Genomic DNA, 14,356 nt, shown 5'->3' on the forward strand with positions numbered 1-14,356 from the left:
GAGAAAGGGGTGGCTTACGCTGAGGCACTTGAAAGCATTTTTCGGCATCGATTTGATCGTCATTTTGTGGGCGGCTGTGATGGCGTACGTCCGTTGGGATATCCCGCTGTATCTGTGTGCGGGGATCGCTCTGCTCGCGCTTTTGCTTACCTATACATTTGCGAAACAGTTGGATAAGAGATCAGCTGACGTGGATGGGATAGAATCATGAAGGAGGATTTCTAATGCTGTTATCTCCAATGAGGAACGAAGAGTTTCACCAATACCGAGAGCTGTCTGTACGGGAATATGCAGAGGAAAAGGTGCGTGCGGGGAATTGGAAGGAAGAAGAAGCGCTGGAGAAGTCGGAGGAGCAATTCCGTCAGCTGCTTCCGGACGGCGTGAATACGGTGGATCATTACCTGTTCACCATGCAGGAGGACGGGGAAGCGGTCGGAGTAATCTGGCTTTACAGGCAGACACCTGAGAAAGGGTTCATCTACGACATTAAAGTGGACGAGAGTAAACGCGGGTTCGGTCACGGAGAGCGGGCGATGCGTGCGTTGGAAACAGAAGCAGAGAAGCTCGGGCTGGCAACGATCGGGTTGCACGTGTTCGGACATAACAAAATCGCCCGGCGCTTATATGAGAAGTTAGGGTACATAGAAACGAATATTTCCATGGAGAAGAAGCTGCCACGAGACTCCTAGAGAAAGGAGAGGGAGTTCGAATGGAAAACCGGAAAGCCGTTCATCGAATGGTTTTCGATTATGGAAGCGGTCGTACGGATCGTTGGCGTTTGCTGCATGTTTTTGATATTCACTCGACCGGAAATGCCGGGAGAAGGTTTTGTGCTTGCAGCCATCCTGCTGCTTTTAACGGGTGTCCGGGTGTTTAGGGCTATGGCAGAAGGGCGGAGGAAGTCGGCTGTGGCTGGATCAGGATTTGTACTTTTCGTTGCACTGGTCCTTGTCATCGCTGTTTATTTGTAGGGAAGGAAGTGGAGTTCATAATGGTAAGATATGTCCTGCAGGCGTTGAATTACGGGAAGGTGGAAACGTTGACCTATGGCGGAAAAACGTTTGAATCCGCCATCAGGAAAACGGCATCGGAAGCTCCGGTCTACCTGACAAAGGTCGGTTTGGCCGGGGATGAACAGGCGTATAAAGATCATGGTGGAGAAGACAAAGCGCTCTGCCTTTATCCTTATGATTACTATCCTTATTGGAAGGATATCGTCAAGGATCCTCCAGAGACAGCGCTGTTCGGAGAAAACTTGACTTGTGTCGGATTGACCGAAGAGAAGGGACATGTCGGAGACGTCTATGCATTCGGGGAAGCGGTCATCCAAATATCCGAACCGAGAAATCCTTGTTATAAGCTGGCGGCAAAGTATGCGGTGCCTGATATGGTGCTCCGCATGAGGGATACCGGTTTTACAGGCTTTCTCTTCCGTGTGCTGAAAGAGGGGTATGTTTCCGGTGAGGACGTCTTACTTTTGATGGAAAAAGGGGACGTTTCGATTGCGGAAGTGAACGAAGTGAAATTTCACGACCGTTATAATAAAGAGAAGCTGAAGAGAGTCCTCGCATCCGAAGCGTTGGCGGAGAGTACGAAAGCCCCGCTCCGTAAGCAGTTAAAGAAGGCGGAAAGCATGGCCTGATGGAGGGGAAGGGTTGTGGAGAGAGATTTTTTATGAAGGTGGAAAATCGGAATCCCGGCCTGCACGAACCATTGGCTGCGATAGAAGAAGTGCATTTTAGCGGCTGTAGTATTTCCCGAGAAATGATTGGAATTCTCCCCGCTGAGAATAAAGAAGAGAGCTGTTTGCGAACAGCTCTCTTCTTTGTTCTTACATATACCAGACTTCATTATTTGTCGATGATATGGCGACGGCGCCTGCTTTGATCGCTTCTACGACATCTTCTTTCTCGCATACAAGGCCACTGGCGATAATGGGGATATGTACTTTGTCTTTAACCCAGCCGATTGCTTTAGGCATCATGCCGGGGAGGATTTCTATGAAGTGGGGGGAGGAGTTTGCAATCTGCTTATCGATGCTTTTAAAGGAAATGGAATCGACAAGAAAGAATCGGTGAACCGTATAAAAACCGTAATTTTTGGCGGCGCGGACCATTTGTGCTTTCGTTGATATGATCCCGTCTGCCTGGGTGTTTTCTTTTAGGAACTGCAGGGAAACTTCTTTATTCGATGTACCTTCCAGCAGGTCGATGTGCACGAAAGCAAGCTTCCCGTGGGTTTTCACTTTCTCTACAATCTCACCTACATTGATGATGTCACTATTCAGGATGAATATAATTGTACAATCCGTCTGGATCGCTTCTTCTAATCCTTTGTCATCTTTTACAGCTGCGATGACTGGATTTTCTTCCAGCGCTTCTTCGACATGATCTCTCATAATAGTCTCCTTATCCACATATTTCTCTTTTTATTATATACAAATACTAGTTTAAGTAAAAGGGGAGGGCTCCTTGGGAAAGGAATCATGTCCGAATTTGACAGTCTGTGTAACTATGCCTATACTTATAGACAGTTAGAGTTACTAGAGCCGAGAGAAAAGTAACTTCCTCCTTGGGGGAAGTATGCTTTTCTCTCTTTTTTTTGCTCGAAAACTGCTCAGGAAGGAGTGGAAGATATGGACATGACCGATTTTTCGATGGATTTCTTTTCCTTGAAGGGAAAGACAGCCATCGTCACCGGTGGAAATACAGGCTTGGGTCGTGCATTTTCTCTTGCCCTGGCGAAAGCAGGGGCGGACCTTTTTATTCCGAGTCTTACAGAAGACGATGGAACGACGAGGCAACTTATTGAACAGACCGGAGCCAAGATGGAGTTCATGGAAGTGAACTTGACGGAAGACGGTGCCGCTAAAAGGATCGTCGACCGCTGTCTGGAAACGATGGGCGCGCTTGATATCGTCGTCAACAGTGCCGGGATGAATACCGTAGCAGAATTTAACGAGTTCGGACGGGACAAATGGGATCCGTTGATGCAGGTGAATTTAACGGCAGCGTTCGAAATGAGTCACGAGGCTGCGAAAGTGATGATTCCGAAGCGTCAAGGGAAGATCATCAACATCTGTTCGGTGTTTTCCTACCACGGAGGACAGGGTTCTCCTGCCTACACGGCGAGTAAGCACGGTATTGCCGGACTTACTAAGGCGTATTGCGATGAACTGGCTCAGTACAATATCCAAGTGAACGGGATCGCTCCCGGTTACTATGCCACAGATATAACGGAAAACACACGCAATGACCCGGCAGCCAACCAGAAAGTGTTGGATCACACACCTGCCAGCCGCTGGGGCGAACCGGCTGATTTGATGGGAGCGACCGTCTTTCTGGCAAGCCGGGCTGCCGACTACGTCAATGGACACATCATGGCAGTGGACGGAGGATACCTTGTCCGCTGATTAGGGAGAAAGGAGCTGGGGGCGAAATGACGGAACGCTACATAATTGGAGTCGACGGAGGATCACAGAGTACGAAGGTGGTGATCTACGACTTGAAAGGAAACCCGGTCAGCCGGGGAGTACAGCCGCTTAAGCCGGTGGATACTCCCGAACCCGGGCAGGTGGAGCATCCGGGAGATGATCTTTGGGACTCCCTTGCTGCTGCATCGAAAAAGGCGATGGATCAGTTCTCCGGTGACAGGGAAGCTATCGTCGGAGTCGGGTTGTGCACGATCCGCTTCGTCCGCTGTCTGTTGAAAGCAGACGGATGCCTTGCTTCCCCCGCCCAAAGCTGGATGGATGAGAGGGTCTCCAAACCATATGAACAGGAAGATTCGGAAGTTTCCTACGTCACGACATCCTCTGGTTATCTCACGCATCGGCTGACTGGAGAGAAAAAGGATTCTGCAGGGAATTACCAGGGCCAGTGGCCGATAGATACAGATACGTGGGGGTGGAGTGAAGAGGATTCCTTGTATGAGCAATACAACCTGTCGAAAGACATGCTCTTTGACCTCTACCCTCCTGGAACCATCCTCGGCCATATCACGGAGGAGGCGTCTTTGGCTACCGGCATTCCGAAGGGGCTTCCGGTTGTTGCAACCGCCAATGATAAAGCGGTGGAAGCGCTTGGTGCGGGCATCCGCACACAAGAGACGGCACTGATTTCCCTGGGAACGTACATAGCGGGGATGGTGCACGGCGGTAGGCAGAATGTGAAGGAAGCAGAGAATTACTGGACGAACTTTTCTGCTGTACCGCAGGAGTATCTCTACGAAAGCGGAGGAATCCGGCGGGGAATGTGGACCGTCAGCTGGTTCAAAGAGCTGCTTGGTGAAGACCTCGTGAAAAAAGCGGAAGCGACGGGGGTTTCACCGGAGGATTACTTAAACGCGGAAGCGGATTCCCGTGTTCCGCCGGGAAGTGACGGACTCCTTACCGTTCTCGACTGGCTGGCTCCTGCGGGGCAGCCGTATAAGAAAGGCATGATGATCGGCTTCGACGTCCGTCATACAGGTGCCCATATGTACCGGTCGATTCTTGAAGGGATCGCCCTTACGATGAAAGCCCACATGGATGCTATGTACGCGGAGATGGGAGAACGGCTGGAACGTATCATCCTTACGGGCGGGGGCTCCAACGGGGACTTGATGATGCAGATTTTTGCCGACGTGTTCGGTGTACCGGCAGACAGGAATGTGATCAACGGTTCCGCAAGCCTCGGGTCAGCGATTAATACATCCGTTGCGCTGGGGATCTACGAGAACTACGACCAGGCGATAACGGAGATGGTGAAGGTCAAAGACAGTTTTTCGCCGAACATGGACACGCACGATTTTTATACGCGGTTTAATGAAGAAGTGTACCAGCAAATAACGGCACATACAGACCCGGTTTTGAAGCAGGCGCATGCCTTTTTCAACCGGTAAGAAGCTGCCGTTTTCTATAAATCTATCAATTTAAGATGAGGAGTTTTAACTATGGCATTGACAAGAGAACAGATTGTAAAGGACATCCAGGCATTTATTGCAGAAGACAGGGTCATTACAGAAGAAGAAGTGTTGAAAGAAAACAGTGTGGACCGTTTCCGTAAATATGAAACGATTCACGGGATCTACACGCAGCCGCTTCCTGCTGCTGTCGTCAAAGTGAAGGATGAGCAGGAAGTATCCGATCTCCTTCGTTATATGAACGACAACGGTATTAACGCTGTACCTCGTACCGGCGGTTCTGCTACGGAAGGTGGTCTGGAGACGGCTGTGGAGAATTCCATCGTCATCGATGGATCAGGAATGGATGAGATTGTAAGCATCGATCCGTACGATATGCTGGCGACCGTCAAATGCGGCGTTCCATTAGAAGTGTTGGAGGATAAGCTTAGGGAACAAGGGTTGACGACGGGCCACTCTCCGCAGTCGAAGCCGCTCGCTCAAATGGGCGGACTGGTAGCGACGCGTAGTATCGGCCAGCTTTCCACTTTGTACGGTGGCATTGAAGACATGGTGATCGGTCTGGAAGCGGTATTTCCGAATGGCGAAGTGACAAAAATCAGAAACATCCCGCGTCGCGCGGCAGGACCTGATATTCGTCATGTCATCATCGGCAACGAAGGAGCCCTTTGCTACATTACGGAAGTGACCGTGAAGGTCTTCAAGTATCAGCCGGATAACAACCGCTACTTCGGGTACTTATTGGATGATATGAAGAAAGGATTTGAAATTCTACGGGAAGTGATGGTGCAGGGATACCGTCCGTCTGTGGCCCGGCTGTACGATCCGGAAGATGGAGCGGATCATTTTGATTTCTCGAAAGGTAAATGTGTCCTTATCTTCATGGCGGAAGGTCCGAAGGCTTTGGCGGAAGTGACGGGAGCAGCTATTGAAGAAATCGTCAGCGAGCACGGGCCGGCGGAACAAGTGGAAAGCCGTTTGATTCAGAACTGGTTCGAGAACCTGAATTGGGACCCGGCAAAAGTGCAGGAAGAGAGAAAAGAAATCAAAGAGACGAACAATATCGGATTTACGACAGAAGTCTCAGGGACATGGGGCGTCATTCATGATATTTATGAGCGGTGCATCAAACGCGTGCGGGAAGAGATTCCTCACATTACTATGCTCGGCGGTCACTCCTCGCACAGTTACATGAACGGTACGAATATGTATTTCGTTTATTATTACGACCTTGTTGACATTAAGCCGGAAGAAGAAATCTCCAAATATCATTATCCGATCAACAAGATCATTGTAGAAGAAACGATCAAGGCGGGCGGTTCCATGGTCCACCACCATGGTGTCGGAAAGCACAGAACCCCATGGATCAAAGAGGAATATGGTTCTTCCTATTATATTTTGGAAACGCTCAAGCAGGCATTTGACCCGAAAGGCATCATGAATAAAGGGACAATCTTCCCGAAAGAAGATAAGTAAATGCTTCTTCTCTAAATGTAGTCGACTGCCGGACCGGAATAAGAACCGGTCCGGCGGTGTCTGCATTTTTATAATGACGAAACGGCAGAGGGAAGTCTGCTGAAACATAGAAAACCTGTTGAAAACAAGGAGGAAAAATATGAGTAGCAAAAAAAGGGTGCGGATTCGTCCGCTGGTATTTTTGCCGGCCTTTGTATTACTCTTACTTACGATTATATTAAACTTTGTCAGCTATGATTGGTTTTTACACGTTACGACCGTCGCCAAAAACTTCATGACGCAGGAGCTCGGCTGGGTGTACAGTCTTGCAGGCGTCGCTTGTGTTATCCTGATTATCTTCGCGTACTTCTCTCCACTTGGAAACGTGAAGATCGGGGGAGCAGAGGCGAAGCCTTTACTTAGAAAGAAAACATGGTTTGCCATCACGTTGACAACGACGATCGCTGCCGGAATTTTGTTTTGGGGAACAGCAGAGCCGATTTCTCACTTCACCTCTCCTCCACAATCGCTTGGGATTGAGCCGATGTCTGCGGAGGCGGCCATTTTTGCAATGGAAACGCTCTATCTGCACTGGACATTCATCCCGTATGCGTTCTATTCCATCCCTACCATCGTGTTTGCCTTCGCTTATTACAACATGAAGCGCTCCTTTAGTGTAGGCTCGCAAATTTCGCCGGCTCTCAGGAATTACAATCAAGATAAAATCAACACGGTCGTCGATGCGGTGATCCTTTTTGCAGTAGCCGCGGCCATTGCTTCCTCCTTCGGTACGTCCGTAATGAATATGGGCGGAGGAATCAACTCGCTGTTCGGCATTGATAATGATAAATCGCTCTGGGTCGTCATCACCATCATCGGCACCATTGCCTTCATCGTCTCCTCCAGTACGGGTCTGATGAAGGGAATCCGGGTGCTGGCTGACTTTAATATCTACTTGTACTACATCATCATAGCTGCGCTTATCATTCTCGGTCCGACCGTCTTCATGTTCAGTATGGGAACGGAAAGCTTTGGAGGGTTCCTGTCGAACTTCTTTGATAAAGCACTGTTCACCGGAGAAACAGCGAACGACGATTGGGCAAGCGGCTGGACGACCTTCTATTGGTCGAACTGGATGGCCTGGGCTCCTGTAACAGCGGTTTTCCTGGCCAGGATCGCCTACGGATATACGGTCAAAGAAGTCATAATGATGAACTTCGTCATCCCCGGCTTTTTCAGTGTCCTATGGATGACGGTGCTGGGTGGAACCGCTCTTAATTTCCAAATGACGGGGAAGGTTGATCTGGCGGAAGTGATTGCTGAACAGGGAACAGGAGCAGCCGGTTACGCTGTTTTAAGTGAGCTGCCGTTTGCAAGTGTTCTGATTATCATCTACCTGCTTGCTGTCATGATTTCATTTGTCACGGCAACAGATTCGACGACGAATGCGATGGCAAGCATCAGTTCCACCGGGATAACCGAGGGGTCCCAGGAAGCTCCTGTCTTCATCAAAGTGACGTGGGGTGTGATTGTAGGTGCTGTTGCGCTGATTTTCATTTCCACCCTTGGGTTGGACGGGATTCGGACGCTTTCTTATCTGGGTGGGTTTCCGGCTCTCTTCCTCGGTGTATTGAGCTTGATTTCGTTAATGGTCATTATGAAAAATCCGAAGAAATTTGATCGTCATTCTTCAGATAGACAATAAAGGGAAAAGCCGGCAGATTGCCGGCTTTTTTTTAATAAAAAGGCTTAGTTAAAGTTTGTTGTTGATATTTGAACAATTAGAACAAGTGTCCTTGGTTCAAGCGTCTATATCTAATGGGAAAGTCTTTTTAAATTGTTCAAAAAACCCTGTATAGGCTAGCAAAGAGTTTTGTATTAGTCATTGGTACTTCGTTCGTTATATTGGGTGCTTGGGTGATATAAGCGTTACGGTTACCTCGGATTCATATCGTACGTAAACGGGGGCAATAGCTGAAAATTGTATAGTTAATCTTCAGCTATTTCTTTTATTCAAGAACGCAGTTGTCTAGAAGACAAAATTTCGAAGTATTTTTAAAAAGGTACTCTTTATCCATTGTGTTGAAAATGAATTGTTAAATATATACATAGACATTTAGATAAGGTGTTGAGGTTGCTAATTCACGTGGTTTAAAACTATAGAACAAAAAGCTCTCACTTTTGGCGGTTTTTTATTTGTTTTAATTTGTGAACTTAATATCTTGATCAATGTCTACTAATGAATAGGTTATAGTAGAACTATTTAATTCAATTTCCTCATCATTTACTTCATCTAGCTTATCTAAACTCAAATCATTAAAATCTTTTTCATTAATATACCCATAAACTAATTTTGTTGAGTCATCGATTTCGATATAGTCGGAAGAATATACTTCTCCTGTAGACGCCAAGTGTGCTGTTCCTTTAGAATACTCCCAATTTCCATCGTTACTTTCCTGGAAAATTGATAAGCCAACTCCCTGGTTGTTTTCGCTATCTTCTAAAATATAAAAAACTAGTTTTCCAAACTCTTCATCTTGTTCTGCAATAATTTCTTCAAAGTGTTCTTGTTTTTCTTCTATCTGTTGTTCAAGGTTATAACTTTCCCCGGAATTTGCTTCTGAACAACCTACGATTAATGTAGTCAATACAAGGAGCGAGAAAACCTTCAAATAAGATGATTTTTGTTTTACAAACAAAATATCCACCCCAAACAAATATGATTATTATACATTTTAACAAATGTTAAAGGTGCATTCCTAATATATATAAGAGTAGGAATTTCCTACCGACTTTATAACCTGATTCTTTAGTATGTTCTTTCAGTAAAGCCTTCGGCAATATCTTTTCTAGCAAAATATGAGCCGCCTGTTCCACCAGATACACTAAATCCAGCTGCTTCAAACCCTGCGGATGCTTCATAAGTAGTTTCTACTTCAATTGTTGCAGCTCCCGTTACCTCGATTTCAGTTGTAGGAAAAGAACCAGTTGTTGATATAGCATCAGATGTTCTATTGACTAGCTGGTGATTTCCACTAGATGTTTGCCAGAAAGTATCTCTTACTTCATTAATTTGTCTAAAGGAACCTGATCCTTCTATTACAAGGCGTGCGCTCAAAGTACTTTCTAAATCATTATCTATTCGTGATTCGCTGACAGTTAAAAATGTATCTTGGGCACTAACCTCTTGTGTAGATAGAGGTATTTCTTCTTTAACAGTGAAGGTTTTTAATAATTCATTAGTCTCCTTATCATAGATGAATAACTTTTCCTTTAAAGGCTCCTCAACTTTCTCCATACTCACCTCAGACTTCTTATACGGAATTACTACATTAAGTCCCATTAAGTTTTCAGTATATTCATCAGAATTATCTGTTGTACTAATCGATGCAGATGCTGAAGTTCCAAAGCTAATCAATGCAAAAAATAAAACAATGAAAAATACGGGTAACAAAAACATTTTCTTCAAAATATAATCACCCCTCATTTGGTATATATTGTATGTAACCTTTTTGTAATAAAATAAACATAACATTACGATTTAATTTAATAAGGAGTCAAATGGAACGAGGGAAAAGTTACCTGTTATTTATGCTTGAGGATCTATTGCAACTTGGGGGGCAAGTTGCAGGAAAATAAGAGACTATTCTACTGCTTTTGGTAATTTTTATGATAACGGATATACTGGATACGATTTTAAGGCTGAAACAAACAAATTTAGCTAGAGATAAAAAGTAATTCTTATACAAAGAGAATATTTATGATTAATAAAGTTTACTTTAGTAGTAGTTTTATTAGCATTACTAATTACAGTAGGTGTAGGGCAAGCCGATATTCCTGATTATGAGAACTTCAATAATACGATGGGTTGTTTTAACAGTAGTGGCTACACTACTGTTAACTCTGGTTTAGCGTTTACAGGGACTTAACTAAACCAGAATAAATGGTGTTAATTATTGTCGTTTACTGCTGTATTTCTTGTCATTCAGTGGTAAAAAGTACGTCAAGGTTGTTATATTTCCTTAGCTGCAATTAGTAGTAGAATTCTACTGATTATCTCAGTAATTTTATATTTTGTTTGGTGGTTTACACATTGATTTAATATAGTTAATTAGCACATAGCTCTATGTGAAAACAACTCGATACGGAGTGTTAAATTGGAAGTTTCTTATTTGTAATAATATCAACACTAAATTTTAACAGGGGCAATGAATTTAGAATATTTTGAAACATCTAATATACTCAAACGTATACAAAATATAAAGGGGGGGGATGATGATGAAGCATGTGTTTTGGTCTTCAGCGACAATCGTGGCTATAGCGGCGGCCAACTGGCTTATTGCCGCCTTCTTGGGAGGAACGGTGATGGATTATGCCTTCCTTACCGGTTTAGCGGCGGCTACCACCGTTGGCTTTTTTAATTCTTCCGGGGGATTTGCATCGGATGCCATCCGTCTGAGTGCCCAGGCACAGACGGGCATCAAAGTGGAGAAGGATAAGCAGACCTTCCGGCCGACGGTCGTTTTTTATACGGCTGTCGTTTATACGATCGTCGCTCTTATCGCCACGATCATTTATTACAAGGATTATTTCCTGTGAGGGGAGCGGATCTGGTAAAGAAAGCAGAGGCGCAGGCCGCGTTTTACGCGGAAAATCCGAAGGTGGAGGTGATCTTTCTTGCGGGATCGGTCGCGCGCGGATGGGATGATGCGTTTTCGGACATTGAATTGCACATCCTTTGGAAAGCGCCGCCGACGGAGGAGGATCGAATCGGCCCGGTTTCTGAGGTGGGTGGATCGATTCTGAGCTTCGAACCATATGAAGACGAAGAATGGTCGGAAGCCTATACCGACGAGTCGGGGCTGAAGTTTGAAATCAGCAGTTTCCTTACGGAGACAGTGGAACGGTACATAACAGACGCCGTCGAAGACGGAGAGTTCGATTATGATAAACAGTGCATCCTGTCTTCCATTCAGGATGGAAAGATTCTTTATGGAAAAGCGCAGGGGCAACGGATGAAAACAAGGACGGATGCTTATCCGGATGTGCTCGCAGCGAAGATGATTTCTGAAAACCTCGAGCTGACGAATCGCTGGAGCAACCGACAGGCGCTGAAGGCCCGCGGGGACTGGTTGATGTTTTATGATCTTGTGACGTTTGTCCAGAAAAAGTTGATGGGCGTATTGTTCGGCATGAACCGGATGTATGTCCAGCATCCTTCTTTCAAGTGGATGGTATGGAACATAGACAGAATGGAAGAAAAGCCGGACCGTTTTGGCGAGCGGATGTCCACCCTTATCTCTAAAGATCCCGCGGATACGCTCGCTGACTTGGAAGCGTTGGTGGAAGAGGTGCGGGCCTTGGTATCGAAGCGCGGTTGATAAGTATTAAAAAACCAGCGGAGCTCTATGCTCCGCTGGTTTTATCTATATTCTCAGAAAGTATTGCATTGGGAAGAAAGGTATGGTAAATTTAATCAGTGACTCTATTTTAATTATTAAACATATGTATCCATTATAAATTATAACTTAAAAAGGGCGCGGAGTCAATAGCGGATGCGTTTTTTTCTAAAGGAGGACTTGATTTGGGCGACGAAATACAGAAAGAACAGAGATATTTGGATATGGTGATGGCAGATATCGCAAGGCAGATCGGCGTATTGGAAGCGGACGCCGCCAAGCGGAAAGAAGAAGTGATCCATATCCGTAAGCACTTTTGGGATGATCTGAAGATCAACATGGATACGTTCGACGACTATCTGGAAACGATCATCGGGATGAGACAGCAGGCGCAGGATCTGTCGGTCAGTCAGGGAACGCACAGACAGGCCTTCCACCGCTTGGAAAGACTGAAGCGGGTGGAAGAAGTTCCGTATTTCGGCCGGATCGATTTCAGAGAAGAGGGTCAGGAGGAAGCGGAGTCTGTTCATATCGGGATATCGACGATTACGGATGAAGCCGATGAATCGATTCTCATCTATGACTGGCGGGCCCCGATTTCAAGCGTCTATTATGACTATGCGCCGGGCCCTGCCGCTTATCACACACCGGAGGGCCGCATTCACGGGGAGCTTGAAAAAAAGTGGCAGTACAACATTAAGAATGGTGTCATTGAGTCCATGTTTGATACGAGTGTGACCATCGGGGATGAAATACTTCAGGGAGTTCTTGGCCAGGGTTCCAACAAACACATGCAGAGCATCGTTGCAACCATCCAGAAAGAGCAGAACAAGATCATCCGCCATGTGAAAGGGAAACTCCTGATGGTTCACGGCGCAGCGGGCAGCGGCAAGACGTCGGCCGCGCTCCAGCGAATCGCTTATTTCCTGTATAAATTCCGGGAAAACTTGAGAGCGGACCAGATCATCCTTTTTTCTCCTAATGCTATGTTCTCCAATTACGTCTCCCACGTCCTGCCGGAATTAGGGGAAGAAAATATGGAGCAGGAAACATTCCAGGACTATTTGGAGTACCGGCTCGAGGATTCCTTCTCCGTGGAAGGTCCTTACGAGCAGCTGGAGTACATGCTGGAATGCACGGACGACCCTGATTACGGCGTAAGAAGGGCAAGTGCTCAATTTAAAGCCTCCTCCGTTTTCTTTGAAGGGATGAAAACATACCGCGACATGCTGGAGTCCTCCGGCATGATTTTCCGTGGGCTGAAGTTTCGCGGAAAATCGCTGGTCAAAGCAGCGGATATCGCCGAGCGCTTTTATACGGAGGATACAAATCTCCGTTTCAACAACAGGATCGAGAAGCTGAAGGACTGGCTTCTCGAGATGATCGACCGGATCGAGGTTAGGGAACTGGAAAAGCCGTGGGTCCAGGAAGAAATCGAGCTGCTCAGTAAAGATGATCTCCAGAAGGTATATACTCTTCTGGATAAGGAAAAAGAATACGAAGACGGCACGTATAAATTTTATGAAAAAGAACAGGAAGTCCTTTCCCGTTTGATCGTCCGTAGAAGGTTGAAGCCGCTCCGCCGAAAGATCGAGGCGCTTCAGTTCATCCATATCAAGAACTTGTATCGTCAGATCTTCGATGAATCTATCCATGACAAGTTGTGGGACGACAGTCGTATACCGGATGAGTGGTCCCGTATTTGTGAAATGACGAAGGAGGCGTTGAAGGAAGGGAAGCTGTATCAGGAAGATGCGACGCCTTACCTTCTTTTGAAGGAGCTTATTCAAGGCTTCCAGTCAAATAACGCCATCAAATATGTGCTGATCGATGAAGCGCAGGACTATTCGGTGTTCCAATTCGAGTTCATCAAACGATTGTTCCCGAGAGCCCGCATGACGGTGTTGGGAGATTTCAATCAGGCGATATTCGCCCACGCGGACCAATCGGTGAACTTTGATTTTCTGAGTGGATTGTACGGACCAGAGGAAACAGAAAGCATTACGCTGGATCGCAGCTACCGGTCGACGAAGCAGATCATTGAATTCACAAGAGAGCTTGTGCCGGAAGGGGAACAGATCAAGGCGTTTGAGCGGGAAGGAGAAAAGCCGACGCTGACCACGCTTGATACCCGGGAAGAGCTGCATGCAGAGATCGTGTCCCGGGTCGCTGCGTTGAAACAGGAAGGCCACCATACGATCGCCATCATTTGTAAATCGGCTCGGGAAAGCGCGGATGCCTTTGAGGGACTAGGGGCAGTCGACGACCTTAAGCTCGTTAAGAAAAGCACGGACGAATACGAGCAGGGTGTGGTCGTCCTTCCGTCCTATCTTGCAAAAGGGATTGAATTCGATGCGGTCCTTATTTATGATGCATCGGATCGGGTCTATGGAGAAGAGCACCTGCGCCGGCTGTTTTATACCGCCTGTACGCGTGCGATGCACACGCTTCACCTGTACAGTGTCGGGGAGCCGACGCGTTTGTTGAACGGAGTATCGCTTGGCACGGTTCTCGCTGTGTCGAAGTGAAACGGAGATCTATGATAATGATAAAAAAGCTTATCCTGATGGGTAAGCTTTTTTTGCTGTCTAAAAGGAAGA

The 14,356-nt window shown here is 46.4% G+C and carries 14 protein-coding genes; 11 read left to right on the forward strand and 3 right to left on the reverse strand.

Annotated elements, in window-relative coordinates; all coding sequences use genetic code 11:
* The first annotated feature begins 28 nt into the window (after positions 1-28).
* The 4 genes from AXG56_RS02275 to AXG56_RS02285 are packed head-to-tail and all read left to right on the forward strand — an operon-like array spanning position 29 to position 1,642.
* The gene (locus AXG56_RS02275) at positions 29-211 is read left to right on the forward strand and encodes a hypothetical protein (protein ID WP_026578452.1); all 183 of its coding nucleotides are present in this window, start codon (positions 29-31) and stop codon (positions 209-211) included.
* A gap of 13 nt (positions 212-224) precedes the next feature.
* Positions 225-689: a GNAT family N-acetyltransferase gene (locus AXG56_RS02280; RefSeq protein WP_062513042.1), complete on the forward strand. Its 465-nt coding sequence runs from the start codon at positions 225-227 to the stop codon at positions 687-689.
* Between the two features lie 60 nt (positions 690-749).
* Positions 750-971, forward strand: coding sequence for a hypothetical protein (locus AXG56_RS19265; protein WP_153017401.1), 222 nt, complete (start codon positions 750-752; stop codon positions 969-971).
* A gap of 20 nt (positions 972-991) precedes the next feature.
* On the forward strand, positions 992-1,642 hold the full coding sequence (locus AXG56_RS02285) for an MOSC domain-containing protein (RefSeq protein WP_062513045.1): 651 nt from the start codon (positions 992-994) through the stop codon (positions 1,640-1,642).
* Positions 1,643-1,831: 189 nt separating this feature from the next.
* On the opposite strand, the gene AXG56_RS02290 is transcribed toward AXG56_RS02285, so the two are convergent.
* A complete protein-coding gene (locus AXG56_RS02290) occupies positions 1,832-2,398 on the reverse strand; it encodes a glycerol-3-phosphate responsive antiterminator (RefSeq protein WP_008638075.1) in 567 nt (188 codons plus the stop codon).
* Between the two features lie 237 nt (positions 2,399-2,635).
* Here AXG56_RS02290 and AXG56_RS02295 point away from each other — a divergent pair, with 237 nt between their 5' ends.
* The 4 genes from AXG56_RS02295 to AXG56_RS02310 all read left to right on the forward strand — a co-directional run bounded on the left by AXG56_RS02295 (position 2,636) and on the right by AXG56_RS02310 (position 8,062).
* Complete coding sequence (locus tag AXG56_RS02295) at positions 2,636-3,412, forward strand: SDR family oxidoreductase (RefSeq protein WP_008638076.1); 777 nt, start codon at positions 2,636-2,638, stop codon at positions 3,410-3,412.
* A gap of 26 nt (positions 3,413-3,438) precedes the next feature.
* Positions 3,439-4,881, forward strand: a complete 1,443-nt coding sequence (locus AXG56_RS02300; protein WP_062513047.1) for an FGGY-family carbohydrate kinase — start codon at positions 3,439-3,441, stop codon at positions 4,879-4,881.
* Between the two features lie 51 nt (positions 4,882-4,932).
* A complete protein-coding gene (locus AXG56_RS02305) occupies positions 4,933-6,378 on the forward strand; it encodes an FAD-binding oxidoreductase (RefSeq protein ID WP_062513049.1) in 1,446 nt (481 codons plus the stop codon).
* Between the two features lie 139 nt (positions 6,379-6,517).
* Positions 6,518-8,062: a BCCT family transporter gene (locus tag AXG56_RS02310; protein WP_008638082.1), complete on the forward strand. Its 1,545-nt coding sequence runs from the start codon at positions 6,518-6,520 to the stop codon at positions 8,060-8,062.
* A gap of 496 nt (positions 8,063-8,558) precedes the next feature.
* Here AXG56_RS02310 and AXG56_RS02315 read toward each other — a convergent pair whose 3' ends face one another.
* Positions 8,559-9,056 (reverse strand): hypothetical protein, encoded by a 498-nt coding sequence (locus AXG56_RS02315; protein ID WP_008638084.1) that lies wholly within the window; start codon positions 9,054-9,056, stop codon positions 8,559-8,561.
* Positions 9,057-9,166: 110 nt separating this feature from the next.
* Positions 9,167-9,826, reverse strand: coding sequence for a hypothetical protein (locus AXG56_RS02320; RefSeq protein ID WP_062513050.1), 660 nt, complete (start codon positions 9,824-9,826; stop codon positions 9,167-9,169).
* An 806-nt stretch (positions 9,827-10,632) separates the two neighbouring features.
* Between AXG56_RS02320 and AXG56_RS02325 the strand changes: the two genes are divergently transcribed.
* The 3 genes from AXG56_RS02325 to helD all read left to right on the forward strand — a co-directional run bounded on the left by AXG56_RS02325 (position 10,633) and on the right by helD (position 14,284).
* Positions 10,633-10,956, forward strand: a complete 324-nt coding sequence (locus AXG56_RS02325; protein ID WP_235601456.1) for a hypothetical protein — start codon at positions 10,633-10,635, stop codon at positions 10,954-10,956.
* Positions 10,953-11,738 carry a DUF4037 domain-containing protein gene (locus tag AXG56_RS02330; RefSeq protein WP_062513052.1) on the forward strand — a complete coding sequence of 262 codons (786 nt, stop codon included), beginning with the start codon at positions 10,953-10,955 and terminating at the stop codon, positions 11,736-11,738. Before AXG56_RS02325 ends, AXG56_RS02330 begins: the two co-directional genes overlap by 4 nt.
* Before the next feature lie 203 nt (positions 11,739-11,941).
* Positions 11,942-14,284, forward strand: coding sequence for an RNA polymerase recycling motor HelD (gene helD, locus AXG56_RS02335; protein WP_153017402.1), 2,343 nt, complete (start codon positions 11,942-11,944; stop codon positions 14,282-14,284).
* The last annotated feature ends 72 nt before the right edge of the window (positions 14,285-14,356 follow it).

This window comes from Halobacillus sp. KGW1 (assembly GCF_001592845.1).
Lineage (GTDB): Bacteria > Bacillota > Bacilli > Bacillales > Halobacillaceae > Halobacillus.